Source organism: Cupriavidus nantongensis (genome assembly GCF_041726985.1).
GTDB classification, from domain to species: Bacteria; Pseudomonadota; Gammaproteobacteria; order Burkholderiales; family Burkholderiaceae; genus Cupriavidus; species Cupriavidus nantongensis_A.
In genome coordinates this window covers 299,030-314,383 of the sequence record NZ_CP168302.1, presented here as the reverse complement: position 1 = coordinate 314,383, position 15,354 = coordinate 299,030, and the positions used below count along the sequence as shown (strand labels likewise).

Here is a 15,354-nt window from a genome sequence, read left to right as displayed (position 1 = left end):
CCCGCCGCCCCGGCGATTCACACACTGAAGCACACCGAAGCACCGTGCCGCGAGTCCCGCGTGGCACGGCGGCTTCCTACATCCGTACGACTCATGAACGTCTATCTGTTACAGGTGATCAACGGCGTCGGCATAGGCATGCTCTACTTCCTGCTGGCGGTAGGGCTGTCGATCGTGTTCGGCCTGTTGCGCTTCGTCAATTTCGCGCATGGCGCTTTCTACGCGCTGGGCGCCTACCTCTGCTTCCAGGCGCTGCAAATCGGCATGAATTTCTGGGTGGCGCTGGTATTCGCTCCGATCATCATCGGCGCGCTGGCGTGGCTGACCGAGAAGGTCATGCTGCGTCATGTCTATGCGCAGCCGCACGAGTTCCACATCCTGGTCACGGTGGGCCTCGCGCTGGCCATCCAGGAACTCATCATCGTCGGGTGGGGGCCGCTCGGCGTCGACGTGCCGCCGCCGGATGCGCTGCAGGGCGTGGTGATGTGGGGCGACTTCATCTATCCCAAGTACCGGCTGTTTGTGATCGGATTCACCGGCCTGCTGGCGATCGGGCTGTGGTGGCTGCTGGAAGGCACGCGCCTGGGTAGCGCGGTGCGCGCGGGCAGCGAATCCACCGAGATGGTGTCGCTGCTCGGCATCAATGTGTTCCGGCTGTTCAGCCTGATGTTTGCGCTGGGCGCCGCCACCGCGGCGATCGCCGGCGTGCTGGCCGCGCCGATTCGCGGCGCAGAGCCGTTCATGGGTGTCGAGGCGCTGGGCGTGGCCTTTATCGTGGTGGTGGTCGGCGGCATGGGCAGCTTCACGGGGGCGCTGGTGGGCGGCCTGCTGGTCGGCGTGGTGCAGAGCCTGATGAGCACGCTGTGGCCCGAAGGCGCGCGGCTGATGATCTATGTCGCCATGGCCGCGGTGCTGTTGCTGCGTCCGCATGGCTTGCTGGGGAGGGGATGATGGCTATGCAAAGACAATGGCTGTTGCGCTACCGCTTCTGGTGGCTGGCACTTGGCGTCACGCTGCTGCTGCCGCTGACGATGCGCTCCGGCACGCTGGCCACCGAAGTGCTGATCTACGCGATGGCCGCCATGGCGTGCAATCTGCTGCTCGGCTACACCGGCCTGCTGTCGTTCGGCCAGGGCATCTTCTTCGGACTTGGCAGCTATGCGGTGGGAGTGGCACTGACCCGCGCCAGCCTGCCGATGCCGCTGGCGCTGCTGCTGGCGATCGTGATCGGCGCGGCCGCGGCGGCGCTGGTGGGCTGGTTTGCGATCCGGCAGCGCGGCACCTACTTCGTGATGCTGACGCTGGCGTTCGCGCAGATGTTCTATTTCCTGGCCTATACCGCGCCCGGCATCACCGGCGGCGACAACGGCCTGCTGGATATCCCGCGTCCGCCGCTGTCGGTGGCCGGCCATGCGCTGGTGCCGCTGGCATCGCCGTGGCAGTTCTATGCCTTTGTCGCGGTGCTGTTTCTGGTGGTGTTCCTGGCGGTGCTGCGCGTGACCGAGTCGGTGCTGGGCCGCACGCTGCTGGCGATCCGCGACAACGAAGAGCGCGCGCTGGCGGTCGGCTACAACGTCAAGGCGTTCAAGCTGCTGGCGTTCATGGTCTCGGGCGCGGTCACCGGGCTGGCCGGCGCGCTGCACGCGATGCTGACCGGTATCGCGCCGCTGACCAATATCGACTACCACGCCAGCGAGATGATCCTGGTGATGACCGTGATCGGCGGCACCGGCAATATCTTCGCGTCGGTGCTGGGCGCGGCCTTCTATGTGCTGCTGGCGGACTGGCTGTCGACGCTGTGGCCGCGCTGGCTGATGCTGCTCGGCTTCCTGCTGATCGCGGTCAGCCTGTTCATGCAGCGCGGGCTATGGGGGCTGGGCGCCACGCTATGGGATCGCCTGCGCGGCGTGCGCCGCGCCCCCGTCACGCAGGAGGAGCGCGCATGAGTACCGCCACCACCCCCATCCTCGAAGCCACCGGCATCGTCAAGCAGTACGGCAAGTTCATGGCGCTGGGCGGGGTCGACCTGCGCGTGATGCCGGGCACGATCCATTCGGTGATCGGCCCCAATGGCGCCGGCAAGACCACGCTGTTCCACATGCTGACCGGAACCAAGGAAGTCAGCGCCGGCCGCATCGTCTTCGACGGCAAGGACGTCACGGCCGAAGCCGACTACCAGCGCGTGCAGCGCGGTATCGCGCGCTCGTTCCAGGTCACCAGCCTGTTCCCGAGCCTGCCGGTGCGCGAGAACCTGCGCCTCGCCGCGCTGGGCACGTCGCCGCGCAAGGCCATGAGCGGATGGCGCCTGCCTGTGGGCGAACTCGCCTGCGGCGAGGTGGTCGACCAGGTGCTGGAACGGCTGGAACTGACGCGCGTTGCCGACAGCGCGGCGGGCGCGCTGTCGCATGGCCAGCAGCGCCGGCTGGAGGTCGGCATGGCGCTGGCGGCGCGGCCGCGCGCGATCTTCCTGGACGAGCCGACTTCGGGCATGGGCGTCGACGACCTCGGCGCGATGAAGCGGCTGATCCGCGGGCTGGCGCAGGACCACACCGTGGTGCTGATCGAACACAACATGGACATCGTCATGGATATCTCGGACACCGTCACCGTGATGCAGCAAGGCAAGGTGCTGATGGAAGGACCGCCCGCGGCCGTGCGCGGCGACCCGCGCGTGCGCGCCGCGTATCTCGGCAACATGATCACCGGAGGCAAGGGATGATGCTCGACGTACAGGAGATCCATGGCTACTACGGCAAGAGCCATGTGCTGCAAGGCGTATCGCTGGCGGTCGGCGAAGGCGAACTGGTCACGCTGCTGGGGCGCAACGGCGCCGGCAAGTCGACCACGCTCAAGGCCATCGCCGGCGTGGTCCAGCCCAGGGGCGGGCGCGTGATCTTTCGCGGCAAGGAGGTTGCCGGCATGGCGCCGCACCGGATTGCCGCCGAGGGCCTGTGCCTGGTGCCCGAGCACCGCGGCATCTTCAAGCTGCTGACGGTGGAAGAGAACCTCAAGCTGGCCGCGCGCCGCGATTCGCCGTGGCAGCTGCAGGACATCTACCGCATCTTTCCGCGCCTGCGCGAGCGGCGCAGCAACGGCGGGGCGCAGCTGTCCGGCGGCGAGCAGCAGATGCTCGCGATCGGGCGCGCCATGATGAACCATCCGCGCCTGCTGATGCTCGACGAGCCGGTCGAAGGGCTCGCGCCGGTGATCGTGGAAGAGATCGTGGCGCAGCTCAAGGTCATCAAGGCCGCCGGCGTGCCGATCCTGCTGGTCGAGCAGAACCTGGAGGTCTGCACGCAGCTGGCCGACCGCCACGTGATCATCGAGCAGGGCAGGGTGGTCTACACCGGCAGCAACGATGCCTTCCGCGCCGACGAGGCGGTCAAGGACCGCTATCTCGGCGTCGGCCTGGCGGCCTGAACCTGGGGGAATGAGATGACGACATTGCAAGCTGCGCGTGCGGCAGCGGCGAGCGCCGGCGCGCGCGCCGACCTGCGCATCGATGGCCAGCGCCTGTGGGACACCCTGATGCGCCTCGCCGCCATCGGCGCCACGCCCAAGGGGGGCGTATGCCGGCTGGCGCTGACCGATCTGGACCGCCAGGGCCGCGACTTCTTCGTCGCCGAGGCCAAGGCCGCCGGATGCACGGTCCGCGTCGATGCCATCGGCAATATCTTTGCGCGACGCGCCGGGCGCGACGATGCCCTGCCGCCGGTGATGACCGGCAGCCATATCGATACCCAGCCCACCGGGGGCAAGTTCGACGGCAACTACGGCGTGTTCGCCGGCATCGAAGTGCTGCGCACGCTGGCCGACGCCGGCATCGTCACCGACGCCCCGCTCGAGGTCGCGGTGTGGACCAATGAGGAAGGCTCGCGCTTCGTGCCGGTGATGATGGGCTCGGGCGCGTTCATCGGCGAGTTCGCGCTGGCGGACATGCTGCGGCAGCGCGACCGTGACGGCATCAGCGTCGGGCAGGCGCTGCAGGCCATCGGCTATACCGGGCCGGAGCCGGTCGGTGCGCGCCCGGTCGGCGCCTATTTTGAAGCGCATATCGAGCAAGGGCCGGTGCTGGAGGCCAACGACACCACCATCGGCGTGGTCACCGGCGCGCTCGGCCAGCGCTGGTACGACGTGGTGCTGACCGGCATGGAAGCGCATGCGGGCCCCACGCCGATGGCGCTGCGCAAGGACGCGCTGCTGGCGGCGTCGGAGCTGGTCGGCATGGTCAATCGCATCGCGCTCGATCATCCGCCGCATGGCCGCGGCACGGTGGGTTGCCTGGGCGTGCATCCCGATTCGCGCAACGTCATCCCCGGCAGGGTGACGATGACGGTGGACCTGCGCGCCGGCGACGACACGGTGCTGTCGGCGATGGACGCGGCGCTGCGTACGCAGGTGGCCGCGCTGGCGGCGCGCAGCGGCATCGCCATCGATCTGCAGCAGGTGGTGTACTTCCCGCCGCAGCCGTTCGATGCGCGGCTGGTCGAGGCCGTGCGCGGCGGCGCGCAACGGCTCGGCCATTCCGCCATGGACGTGATCAGCGGCGCCGGTCATGACGCGGTCTACCTGGCCCGGGTCGCACCCGCGGCGATGATCTTCGTGCCGTGCAAGGACGGCATCAGCCACAACGAAATCGAAGACGCGCGGCCCGAGCACCTCGAGGCGGGCTGCAACGTGTTGTTGCACGCCATGCTCGATGCCGCCACGCGGCCATGACACCGGAACGGACTGCCCGATGAAGATCCTGATTGCCCGACTCAACCACGAGACCAACACCTTTTCACCGGTGCGGACGCCGCTGGCCGCATTCACCCCGGCCTATGGCGACGACGCCTATCGTGCCGCCAAAGGCACCCGCACCGCGGCCGCCGCCTTTATCGACCTGGCCGAAGCCGCCGGCGCCGCGATCGTGGTGCCGGTGATCGCCGGCGCCAACCCCAGCGGACGCGTCGCCGCCGAGGCCTATACGCACCTGTGCGACACCATCATCGCCGCGGCCCACGGTTGCGATGCGGTGATGCTCGACCTGCACGGCGCGATGGTGGCCGAGAACAGCGACGACGGCGAAGGCGACCTGCTGCGCCGCCTGCGCGCCGTGCTGCCGCACGCGCCGGTCGCGGTGGCCCTGGACCTGCACGGCAACATCACGCAGACGCTGGTCGACCATGCCGACATCGCGGTCAGCTTCAAGACCTACCCACACGTGGACATGTATGAAACCGGCGAGCACGCTGGCCGGCTGCTGCTCGAGATGGTCGCGGGACGCGTGCGCCCGGTGATGGCGTGGCGGCGCCCGCCGCTGATCACGCACACGCTGCGCAGCCGCACCGACGAAGGCGCCATGCAGCGTGCCGTCGCGCTGGCGCGCGAGGCCGAGCGCGACGGCATGCTGGCGGTGTCGGTGCTGGCGGGCTTCGGCCTGGCCGACATCGCCGCGCCCTGCCTGAGCGTGATCGTCGTCGGCGACGGTGACCCGGCCCGGGCTGACGAGGTCGCCAGCCGGATCGCGGCACAGGCGTGGGCCGAGCGCGATGCCTTCTCCTACCAGGCCGAGCCGCTCGCCAGCTCCATCGCGCGCGCCGCGCAGCTTGCCGACAGCCCCGACGGTGCGCATGAAGGGCCAGTGCTGCTGCTCGACCATGGCGACAACTGCATGTCGGGCGGCACCTGCGATAACATGGCGGTGCTGCACGAAGCGCTGGCGCAAGGCCTGACCGGCATCGCGGTCGGACCCGTATGCGACCCGGAGGCGGTGGCGGCGCTGGTCGACGCCGGCGTCGGCGCCGGCATCACGCTGCCGGTCGGCGACAAGGTGGCGTTGCCCCAGCTGGAGGTCTATCCCCACAGCCGGCCGCTGACCGGCACGGTCGCCGCGATCAGCGACGGCGAGTACACCATCACCGGGCCGACCTACACCGGGCAGCGCATCCGCATGGGACGCACCGCCTTGCTCGACATCGGCGCGGCGCAGGTGGTGGTCACCGAGACCCCGCAAGAGCATTGGGACCTGGGGATCTTCACCCATATCGGCATCGATCCGCATCGGGCCAGGTTCCTGCTGCTGAAGTCGCGCATGTACTGCAGGCCGGTGTTCGTGCCGATTGCGAAGGCGGTGGTGGAGTGCGACGGGGAGGGGGTTACCAGTTCGCGCTATGAGCGGTTTCCGTTCCGGCGGGTTGAGAGGCCGGTTTATCCGCTGGATGCTGCGGCTGACTGGGCGGGATAGTCTGCGAGGGCTGATGCGGTTGACTTCGTTGATGCGCCGGCCCTCTCCCCCGGCCCCTCTCCCGCAAGCGGGAGAGGGGAGAAAACAAGTGGGCTACGCCGGCGAAACAGCGGCGCCCGCCAAGCACGACATCCCGGCCGCAGTCCTCCCTCACCCCCGCACCGCCACCTCCCGCAACCAATCCGCAAAGCCCCGAATCAACCCCTGCTTCGGATTATCCCCACGCCAGACGATGTAGCAATTATGGCTGGCCGGAAAACTCGCAACCAGAGGCCGCACCAACCGCCCCGCGGCAATAGCCTCCCGTGCCAGCAAGGCGCGCGTAAGCGCCAGCCCCATCCCGCTGGCCGCAGCTTCGATCAGCAGCGCACGGCAGTCGAACACGATGCCGTCTTCGGGCTCTTCCAATATCACGCCCGCGGCGGCGCCCCACTGCGACCAGCGGAAGCGCGCGTGCCGCAGCCGCGGCAGGTGCGCGGCGTCGGCCGCGGTCATGCCGGCATGCCGCTGGGCGAAGCCGGGGCTGCAGACCACGATGATGTCGTCGTCCAGCAGCTTCAGGCACTGGTAGCCGGTGAAGGGCGCGGGGCCGTAGCGCAGGCTGACGTCCAGGTCGGAACGGGCAAAGTCGGGGTCCTCGTTGCTGGCGGCGATGGACAGGTCCAGGCCGGGCAGTGCCTCGCGCAGTTGCGGCAGCTTGGGCACCAGCCAGGCGCCGGCCAGTTCGGGGCTGACATTGACATGCAGCGACTGGCGTTCGCGCGCGCGCCGCTCGGCGGCGCCGGCCAGTGACAGCTCTACCGCGCGCAGGGCGCGATCGAGGTCGTCGGCGAGTTCACGGCCGGTTGCGGTCAGCTCCAGCTGCCGGCCGGCGCGCAGGAACAGGGTGCAGCCCAGCTGTGACTCCAGCGCACGGATATGCCGGCTGATGGCGCCATGCGTCACGCACAGCGCATCGGCGGCGCGCGTCATGCTGCCGGTGCGCGCGGTGGCGGCAAAGGCCTGGAGCACTTGCATCGAGGGGAGCCTGCGGATCATGGCTGTGATCTTGCCTCACAGGTGCTGGCAAAACAAGTCGATTGTCCTGCCATGCCGCCCGGCCGATACTGGCCCGCAGCCGAACCGGCCGCCCCGAAGCCGGTGCGCAACGAGGAGACCCCCATGAAACTGCAGTTGAAGATCAACGGCAAGCGCCACGCCGTCGAGGCCGAACGCGACATGCCCCTGTTGTGGGTGCTGCGCGATTACCTGGGCTATACCGGCACCAAGTTCGGCTGCGGTGCCGGCCTTTGCGGCGCTTGCACCGTGCATGTCGACGGCAAGGCGGTGCGCGCCTGCATTACGCCTGTCGGCAGCGTGGCGCGCGCCGACATCACTACCATCGAAGGATTGTCTGCCGACAATTCGCATCCGGTCCAGCGTGCCTGGATTGCCGAACAGGTGCCGCAGTGCGGCTATTGCCAGTCGGGCATGATCATGGCCGCCTGCGCCTGGCTGAAGGACAACCCGTCGCCGCGGCCGGAGGATATCCGCGCCGGCATCACCAACCTGTGCCGCTGCGGCACCTATCCGCGCATCGAACGCGCCATCCTCCGCGCCGCAACCGCGCAGAACGCGGGCGACCCGAAGGGGAGGGCGTCATCGTGAGGCATCCCAACACAAGCCGCCGCCGTTTCCTGCAAGCCGCCGGCGCCATGCCCGCGGCGCTGGTGCTGGGCTTCCACCTGCCGCTGGCGAAGGCCGCCGACGCCGGCGCGCCTGCGCGGGATCCGGACGACGTCAACGCCTGGCTGCGCATCGATGCCGACGGCAGCGTGACCATCATGGTGCCGTCGGCCGAGCTGGGGCAGGGCGTGATGACCTCCGCCCCCATGCTGATCGCCGAAGAGCTGGAGTGCGACTGGCGCCAGGTGCGCGCCGAGCTGGCACCGACCGACCCGGTCTACAACAACCGCATGTTCAAGGTGCAGGCGACCGCCAGCAGTACCTCGGCGCGCTGGTCGTTCGAACCGCTGCGCCGCATCGGCGCCACCGCGCGCGAGATGCTGCGCGAGGCCGCCGCGCAAAGCTGGAGCGTACCGGTGGCGCAGTGCCGTGCCGCGCAGGGCGTGGTGCGGCACGAGCCCAGCGGGCGCACGCTTGGCTACGGTGCGCTCGCCGCGCGCGCGGCCACGCTGCCGCGCCCGGCCAATGTGGCGCTGAAGGAGCCGCGCGACTGGAAGCTGCTGGGTCGCCCGACGGACCGGCTCGACATTCCGCTGAAAACACGCGGCGCCGCGGTGTTCGGCGTCGACGTCAAGGTGCCGCGCATGCTGGTCGGTTCGGTGATGGCGTGCCCGGCCTTCGGCGGCACGCTGCGACGGGTCGATGCCCGGCCTGCGCTGGCAGTGCGCGGCGTGCGGCGCGTGGTGCCGCTGGACGATGCCGTGGTGGTGCTGGCGGATAGCTACTGGACCGCACGCAAGGGCCTGGCCGCGCTGCAACCGGACTGGCAGCTGCCGCAAGGCAAGCCGGCCAGCGACGCGGCGCTGATGACAGGGTACCGCGATGCCGCGCGCAGCGCTTCGGCGATGGCGCTGCGCCAGGGCGATCCTGACACGCAGATGCAGGGCGCACAGGCCTACACCGCCGAATACGAAGTCCCGTATCTCGCCCATGCCACCATGGAGCCGATGAACGCCACCGCCGACGTGCGCGCCGACCGCGCCGAGATCTGGGGCCCGACCCAGGTCTGCGGCGAGATCGCGCAGCGGCTGTCGGGCGTGCTGGGGCTGCCCGCCGACCGTATCGCCGTGCACGGGACCTTCGTCGGCGGCGGCTTTGGCAGGCGCGAGGAGTTCGATGTCTTTGTCCAGGCCGCGCTGGCGTCGAAGGCGGCGGGGCAGGCGGTCAAGCTGATCTGGTCGCGCGAGGAAGACATCCAGCACGACTTCTACCGGCCCGCGGCGGCGGCGCGCTTCAGCGCGGTGCTGGCCCCGGACGCGGCCGGCATCCGCGCGCTGGATGCGCGCCTGGCGTGCTCGTCGATCTATGTCCGCAACTTCCCGGACCGGGTCAAGGGCGGGGTCGACCCCAAGTCGGTCGAAGGGGTGGTGGACCTGCCTTACGCGCTGCCCCACGTGGCGGTGCGCCATGCCATGGTCAATACCGCCGTGCCGGTGGGTTTCTGGCGCGGCGTGGGCTACACGCAGAACACCTTCTTCGCCGAAAGCTTCATCGACGAACTGGCCCATCACGCCAAAGCCGATCCGCTGCAGTTCCGGCTGAACCTGCTGGCCGACCGTCCGCGTCCGGCGCGCTTGCTGCAGCGCCTGGCGCAGCACGTCGGCTGGGGCAGCGCGCCGGCAGGGCGCTTCCACGGCGTGGCGCTGTCGCAGGCGTGGGGCTCGCTGTGCGCGACGGTGGTGGAGCTGTCGGTGCAGGGCCAGCGCATCACGCTGCACCGCGTCGTCAATGCCATCGACTGCGGCACGGTGATCAACCCCGCGACGGTCGAGCGCCAGCTGGAGGGCGCCAGCATCTGGGGCCTGAGCGCGGCCATGACTGGCGCCATCACCATTGCCGACGGGCGCGTGCAGCAAGCCAACTTCCACGACTATCCGCTGTTGCGGCTGGCGCAAACGCCGCGCTTCGAGGCGCTGCTGGCCTCCAGCGGCGAGCGCATCGGCGGCGTGGGCGAGTCGGCGGTGCCGACGCTGGCACCGGCGCTGGCCAATGCGCTGTTTGCCGCGACCGGCCAGCGCCTGCGCTCGCTGCCGCTGGCGCGGCACGGGTTCGAGCTGGCATAGCGGGGCGCGGGTATGTGCGCAAGTGATGCCGCTGCCACGATCGCGGGGACTATCATGACGTAGCGGCGCCGTGCTGTGTGTCATACCTCGCACGGCGCCCTACGCCCCGGGCGCGGTTCTTCCCTACACTGGAGCATGGCGCCTTGTCGCCGCCCAGGGGAACACGCCTATGCCGCCCGAGCCTGTCCAAGCCAAGCCCGTGGCGCTGGCCTTGCAAGGCGGCGGCATGCATGGCGCATTTACCTGGGGCGTGCTGGACCGCCTGCTGGAAGATGGCCGGCTGGTGATCGAGGGCGTCAGCGCCACCAGCGCCGGCGCGATGAACGGCACGGTGCTGGCCTATGGCCTGATGCAGGGCGGCAGCGACGGCGCGCGCCAGGCCCTGTACGACTTCTGGCAGGCCATCGCGCATTCGGCGCAGCGCTTCAATCCGTTGCGCTGGCTGCCGTGGTTCAAGGGCAGCCATACGCTGGGGCTGAACCATTCCCCGCTGTACGCCATGGCCGACATCACGCTGCGGCTGCTGTCGCCGTACCAGTTCAATCCGGGCAATGCCAATCCGCTGCGCGACGTGCTGCTCGGCCAGGTGGATTTCGCGGCGCTGCGCGCGCATTGCCCGATCCGGCTGTACCTTTGCGCGACCAATATCGAGACCAGCCGCATCCGCATCTTCGCGCAGGAAGAGCTGAGCGTCGACGCGGTGCTGGCCTCGGCCTGCGTGCCCACGCTGTTCCAGGCGGTCAGCATCGACGGCCAGCATTACTGGGACGGGGGCTATGTCGGCAACCCGGCGATCTTTCCGCTGATCTATCACTGCGAGACCCACGATGTCGTGATCGTCCACATCAACCCGATCGTGCGCCGCGGCGTGCCAACCACGGCGGCGGAGATCCTGAACCGGGTCAACGAGGTCAGCTTCAACTCGTCATTGATGCGCGAGATGCGCGCGATCGGCTTCGTCACCACGCTGATCCAGCAGGGCAAGATCGACCGCAACGAGATGAAGGAGATGTGGATCCATTCGATCCGCTCGGACGAGACCATGGCGTCGCTCGGGGTCTCGACCAAGTACAACGCCGACTGGGCCTTCCTGTGCACGCTGCGCGACCAGGGCCGGCAGGCCGCCACGCTCTGGCTCGATCGCAACTATGACTGCGTGGGCCAGCGCTCCAGCGTCGATATCACCGGCGAATTCCTGTAGGCGCCGGCTGGGCCAGGCGCCAGGCCAGATTGGCACGCGCCTGTGCCTCGTAGCGCGACTGGAACAGGTCGGTGGCATAGATGCGGGGACTGTCCAGCAGGCGCTGCAGGAAGGCACGCTCGGCGGCGTCATAGGCGGCATCGTCCAGGTCGGTGCGCTCGGCGCGCAGGCGCGCGCCGTTGTCCTCGAAGCGCGCGCGGCTGTATCCCAGCGCGGCCAGGTCGATGTCTGCGGTGAAGCGCCCGGCCAGGCTGGCGGGCACGTCGGCGTGCGTGGTTTCCAGGATCAGCGTGGCGACGCGTGCGGCCGTGCCGACCGTGCCGGCTGACCAGTGCTGCAGCCACGCGGCGCTGCGCGCTTCATTGTCGGCGGCGCCGGGCACGTAGATGACGTCATGGCACCACAGCGCCAGCTCCACGTCGGCGGCATCGGGGATTGCGCTGCGCGCCCAGTCGAGGTCGTGCAGGCAGCGGCGCACATGGTCCAGGGTGTGGTAGTGCCGGGTCGGCTCGCCATAGCAGCGCGCCAGGTCGGCATACGCCTCCGCCGCGCGGGTGCCGCCCGCCAGCGTCCAGAGCGCAACAAAGCGCTCTTGCAGCGGGTTGGCGGCGGCGGTGCTCATGCGCGCGCCGGACCCGGGTCGCGGGCCGCGTCGTCGTTGGCAAGTTCGGCAAGCAGGGCCCGCGCCTCCTGCCAGTCGGCGCCATCGGTGCCCTCGCTGAAGCTGGCGTGGACGCGTGCCAGCGCTTCGCGCGCGGCGGCGCCCTTGCCCTGGCGCTGCCACAGCCGGGCCAGGCTGAGCGCGGCGTGCAGTTCCAGCGGCCTGGCGCCCTGGCCGTGCGCGACCGCGAGCGCGCGCTGGAAGCAGGCCTCGGCTTCATGGCTGGCGGCGGCGCCGGGATCGGGCGCGGCCAGCTGCAGCAGCAGGTCGCCGCGCAGCCGATAGACGGCGGCTTCATCGAGCCGTTCGCCGGTCTCTTCGATCATGGCCTGCGCGCGCGTCAGCACGTCAAGCGCGGCAGCGGGCTGGCCGGCCTTGCCGCAGGCCTCGGCCAGCATCGCCAGCAGGTTCGGCATGCCGAGTTCGCCGCCGGTGGCCTCGTAGGCGGCCAGGCCGCGTCGCATCCGCGCAATGCCTTCCTCGTGGCTGCCCTGCTCGGACAGCGCCCAGCCCTGCAGCACGGTGCCCCAGGCCAGGTAGATCGGGAAGCCCTGTTCGCACGAAATGGCGATGGCAGCGTCGGCATATTCCCGGGCCTGCGCGGGATCGCGGCGCCAGCGGTACTGTTCCGCCGCGAACACCAGGCACAGCGCCAGGTTGTAGGCGTCCGGGCGCGCGCGGGCCAGCGCCAGGGCCTCGCGGCTGCGCGCGAGCGCCTGGTCGGCAAGGCCCTGGTACCACAGGATCCAGGCCAGCGTGCTGGTGGCATGGACCATCGGGTCGCGGCCGTAGCCGGTCAGGAAGTCGTAGGCGGAGTGCTCGGGGTGCGGCACCGCCAGCACGGCCTCCATATGCGCGCGCGCCTCTTCCAGCAGGCCCAGGCGGAACAGCGTGGCGCCCAATGCGCGGTGGCCTTCGGCCAGCTGCTTGGGCTTCTGCGACTCGGTGGCCAGCGCCAGCAGGCGCCGCGCCAGCGGCAGCGACACCTGGTATTGCGCGCGCAGCTGGTAGAACGCCCACATGCCCAGCTGCGCCGAGAACACATAGGGCGTCTGCCGCCCTTGCTCGCACAGCGACATCGCGCGCCGGTAGTTGGCCTCGACCTCGGGCGAGGCCTGGCCCCGCGCCGCGATCAGCGCGGGCCCCAGCGTCAGCAGCAGCGTCAGTTCCAGCCGCGCTCGCTCGGCGCTGTCGGGCTGGCGCTTTAGCAGGGCAATGGCCTCGCTCAGGTGCCGGATCGCTTCCTCCTGCGCGGAGCGCTGCAGCGCCTGCTGGCCGGCGCAGTGCAGATACTCGACCGCCTTCGGCACATTGCCGCTGTGGCTGTAGTGGTGGGCGAGTTCGCTGCAGTAGTCCTTGAGCCGGCCGTGGAACATCGCCTCGATCGCCTGCGCCGAGCTTTCATGCAGGGCGCTGCGGCGCTCGGTCAGCAACGAGCTGCCGGCCACTTCCTGGGTCAGCGCGTGCTTGAAGGCGTACTCCACCTCGGGGAAGGCAGGGCGTTCGTAGATAAAGTCGGCGCCCTGCAGATCGCGCAGCAGCGGATGCAGGCGCTCTTCGGGCAGGCCAGTGACGCGCAGCACCAGGCCCAGCGGAAACTCCTTGCCAATCACGGCGAGGGTCTGCAGCAGCTCCTTCTGCGCCAGCGGCAGCCGGTCGATACGGGCGGCGAGCACGCCCTGCACGGTGGTCGGGATGTGCAGCAGGGCCGGCGCCTTCTCGATGCGGTAGCTGCCCGGCTGGCCCAGCAGCGCGCCTTCCTCGGCCAGGGTCTGGACCACTTCCTCCATGAAGAAGGGATTGCCTTCGGTCTTGTCGAGGATCAGCCGCTTCAGCGGCGCCAGGCTGGGGTCGTCGCCGAGCAGCGCGGTCAGCAGCTCCTGCGCCTCGGCCTGGCCCAGCGGCTGCAGCCGCAGCTGCGAGTAATGCGCGCCCGCTTCCCAGCGGTGGCTGTACTCGGGCCGGTAGTTCACCAGCAGCACGATGCGCGCGCCGGGCACGTGCTCGACCAGCATGTTGAGGAAGGCCTCGGTCTCGCCGTCCAGCCACTGCAGGTCTTCGAAGATGACTTCCAGCGGCTGGTTCTGGCTTTCACGGACCAGCAGCCGCGCAATCGCGTCGAAGGTGCGCTGGCGCCGCAGGGCCGGGTCCATGGTCGGCAGCTGCGAGTCGGGCTCGACCACGCCGAGCAGGTAGAGCAGGTAGGGCAGGTGCTCTTCCAGCGAGCGGTCCAGCGTCAGCAGCCTGCCGGTCAGCTTCTCGCGGCAGGCACGGTCGCCGTCGTGCGCGGTGATCTGGAAATAGTTCTTCAGCATCTCGATCAGCGGCAGGTAGGCAAAGGCCTTGCCATGCGAGACCGAGAACGTCTCCAGCGCCAGGCAGCCTTGCTGCGACCTGACCTTGAATTCATGGAACAGCCGCGACTTGCCGACCCCGGCCTCGCCGACCACCGCGACGATGCGCCCGTGGCCGGCCTTGGCCTGCTCCAGCGCCGCGTTCAGGTGCGCCAGCTCGTCCTGGCGCCCGACGAAGCGCGCCAGGCCGCGGTGCGCGGCCACCTGCAGCCGCGTGCGCAAGGCTCCCGGGCCGATGACCTCGTACACCGCCAGCGGTTCGCGCACGCCCTTGACGCTGGTGGTGCCCAGCGCCTTGAACTCGAAATAGCCTTCGGTCAGCTTGTGGGTCGACTCGCTCACCAGGATCGACGCCGGCGTGGCAATGCCTTCCATGCGCGAGGCGATATGGATGGTGTGCCCGACCGGATCGTAGTCGGTGTGCAGGTCGTCCTTGCGGATCGAGCGCACCACCACCTCGCCGGTGTGGATGCCGATGCGGACCTGCAGCGGAATGCCTTGCTCCAGGCGCACGCGGTCGCTGTGCCGGTGCATCGCATCCTGCATGCGCAGCGCCGCGTAGAGCGCGCGCAGCGCGTGGTCCTCGTGCGCGATGGGCGCGCCGAACAGCGCCAGGATGCCGTCGCCGAGGAACTTGGCGACGTAGCCCTCGTAGTGGTGGACCGCTTCCATCATCAGCGTCACCACGGGATCGATCAGCCGGCGTGCGTCCTCCGGGTCCAGGTCCTGGGTCAGCGCGGTGGAGCCGGCCATGTCGGCAAACAGCGCCGTGATGGTCTTGCGCTCGCCGGCGGTTTCGCCGCGGGCTTCCATTGCCGCCTGCTCGGCCAGGATGCGCCCGGCCAGGTGCGGCGGGGTGTAGTGGACCGGCGCCGGACTGTCCTGGCGCGGCGCGGCAGGCGCGGGCGCAGTAGTGGCGGGCGCGTCGGTCAGGGCGACGCCGCAGACGCGGCAGAATCGCGCCGCGGCAGTGGCCTCGGCGCCGCATTGCGGGCACACGCGGGCAAGGCGCGCGCCGCACGCCTCACAGAAATTGGCCCCGGCAAGGTTGCCGAAGCCGCAACGGGTGCAGCGCATGTTGCCTCCCGGCCGTCGTTGCCAGCCTGACGGTACCTAAGCCT

Annotated in this window: 12 protein-coding genes; 9 read left to right on the top strand and 3 right to left on the bottom strand. The window is 69.7% G+C overall.

The features are described 5' to 3' along the window. The first annotated feature begins 93 nt into the window (after positions 1-93). Genes ACEI37_RS01235 through ACEI37_RS01210 form a run of 6 tightly spaced genes read left to right on the top strand, consistent with a single transcriptional unit; the run spans position 94 to position 6,229 of the window. Positions 94-951, top strand: a complete 858-nt coding sequence (locus ACEI37_RS01235; protein WP_252678360.1) for a branched-chain amino acid ABC transporter permease — start codon at positions 94-96, stop codon at positions 949-951. After that, complete coding sequence (locus ACEI37_RS01230; protein WP_373376947.1) at positions 951-1,946, top strand: branched-chain amino acid ABC transporter permease; 996 nt, start codon at positions 951-953, stop codon at positions 1,944-1,946. The genes ACEI37_RS01235 and ACEI37_RS01230 overlap by 1 nt, the downstream gene beginning before the upstream one ends. Next, entirely contained in the window at positions 1,943-2,719 is a 777-nt protein-coding gene (locus ACEI37_RS01225) for an ABC transporter ATP-binding protein (RefSeq protein WP_373376946.1), read from the top strand. Before ACEI37_RS01230 ends, ACEI37_RS01225 begins: the two co-directional genes overlap by 4 nt. After that, positions 2,716-3,420: an ABC transporter ATP-binding protein gene (locus ACEI37_RS01220; RefSeq protein WP_373376945.1), complete on the top strand. Its 705-nt coding sequence runs from the start codon at positions 2,716-2,718 to the stop codon at positions 3,418-3,420. The genes ACEI37_RS01225 and ACEI37_RS01220 overlap by 4 nt, the downstream gene beginning before the upstream one ends. A 15-nt stretch (positions 3,421-3,435) precedes the next feature. Next, the gene (locus ACEI37_RS01215) at positions 3,436-4,719 is read left to right on the top strand and encodes a Zn-dependent hydrolase (protein ID WP_373376944.1); all 1,284 of its coding nucleotides are present in this window, start codon (positions 3,436-3,438) and stop codon (positions 4,717-4,719) included. Between the two features lie 19 nt (positions 4,720-4,738). Next, on the top strand, positions 4,739-6,229 hold the full coding sequence (locus ACEI37_RS01210; protein ID WP_373376943.1) for a M81 family metallopeptidase: 1,491 nt from the start codon (positions 4,739-4,741) through the stop codon (positions 6,227-6,229). A gap of 150 nt (positions 6,230-6,379) precedes the next feature. On the opposite strand, the gene ACEI37_RS01205 is transcribed toward ACEI37_RS01210, so the two are convergent. Beyond that, entirely contained in the window at positions 6,380-7,246 is an 867-nt protein-coding gene (locus ACEI37_RS01205; RefSeq protein ID WP_373376942.1) for a LysR substrate-binding domain-containing protein, read from the bottom strand. 144 nt (positions 7,247-7,390) lie between these two features. On the opposite strand from ACEI37_RS01205, the gene ACEI37_RS01200 reads away from it, so the two are divergent. The 3 genes from ACEI37_RS01200 (at position 7,391) to ACEI37_RS01190 (ending at position 11,218) form a co-directional block, all read left to right on the top strand. Beyond that, on the top strand, positions 7,391-7,876 hold the full coding sequence (locus ACEI37_RS01200) for a (2Fe-2S)-binding protein (protein ID WP_373376941.1): 486 nt from the start codon (positions 7,391-7,393) through the stop codon (positions 7,874-7,876). Continuing rightward, positions 7,873-10,017, top strand: coding sequence for a molybdopterin cofactor-binding domain-containing protein (locus tag ACEI37_RS01195; protein ID WP_373376940.1), 2,145 nt, complete (start codon positions 7,873-7,875; stop codon positions 10,015-10,017). The genes ACEI37_RS01200 and ACEI37_RS01195 overlap by 4 nt, the downstream gene beginning before the upstream one ends. Before the next feature lie 169 nt (positions 10,018-10,186). Then, on the top strand, positions 10,187-11,218 hold the full coding sequence (locus tag ACEI37_RS01190; protein ID WP_373376939.1) for a patatin-like phospholipase family protein: 1,032 nt from the start codon (positions 10,187-10,189) through the stop codon (positions 11,216-11,218). Here ACEI37_RS01190 and ACEI37_RS01185 read toward each other — a convergent pair. Both ACEI37_RS01185 and ACEI37_RS01180 read right to left on the bottom strand, forming a co-directional pair. After that, entirely contained in the window at positions 11,199-11,840 is a 642-nt protein-coding gene (locus ACEI37_RS01185) for a hypothetical protein (protein ID WP_373376938.1), read from the bottom strand. The genes ACEI37_RS01190 and ACEI37_RS01185 overlap by 20 nt on opposite strands. After that, entirely contained in the window at positions 11,837-15,310 is a 3,474-nt protein-coding gene (locus ACEI37_RS01180) for an adenylate/guanylate cyclase domain-containing protein (RefSeq protein ID WP_373376937.1), read from the bottom strand. Before ACEI37_RS01180 ends, ACEI37_RS01185 begins: the two co-directional genes overlap by 4 nt. Positions 15,311-15,354 lie beyond the last annotated feature (44 nt).

Coding starts and splice junctions, on each gene's coding strand:
- ACEI37_RS01210 (WP_373376943.1), top strand. CDS start 4,739: ATGAAGATCCTGATTGCCCGACTCAACCACGAGACCAACACCTTTTCA.
- ACEI37_RS01185 (WP_373376938.1), bottom strand. CDS start 11,840: ATGAGCACCGCCGCCGCCAACCCGCTGCAAGAGCGCTTTGTTGCGCTC.
- ACEI37_RS01225 (WP_373376946.1), top strand. CDS start 1,943: ATGAGTACCGCCACCACCCCCATCCTCGAAGCCACCGGCATCGTCAAG.
- ACEI37_RS01215 (WP_373376944.1), top strand. CDS start 3,436: ATGACGACATTGCAAGCTGCGCGTGCGGCAGCGGCGAGCGCCGGCGCG.
- ACEI37_RS01190 (WP_373376939.1), top strand. CDS start 10,187: ATGCCGCCCGAGCCTGTCCAAGCCAAGCCCGTGGCGCTGGCCTTGCAA.
- ACEI37_RS01205 (WP_373376942.1), bottom strand. CDS start 7,246: ATGCAAGTGCTCCAGGCCTTTGCCGCCACCGCGCGCACCGGCAGCATG.
- ACEI37_RS01230 (WP_373376947.1), top strand. CDS start 951: ATGGCTATGCAAAGACAATGGCTGTTGCGCTACCGCTTCTGGTGGCTG.
- ACEI37_RS01220 (WP_373376945.1), top strand. CDS start 2,716: ATGATGCTCGACGTACAGGAGATCCATGGCTACTACGGCAAGAGCCAT.
- ACEI37_RS01200 (WP_373376941.1), top strand. CDS start 7,391: ATGAAACTGCAGTTGAAGATCAACGGCAAGCGCCACGCCGTCGAGGCC.
- ACEI37_RS01235 (WP_252678360.1), top strand. CDS start 94: ATGAACGTCTATCTGTTACAGGTGATCAACGGCGTCGGCATAGGCATG.
- ACEI37_RS01180 (WP_373376937.1), bottom strand. CDS start 15,310: ATGCGCTGCACCCGTTGCGGCTTCGGCAACCTTGCCGGGGCCAATTTC.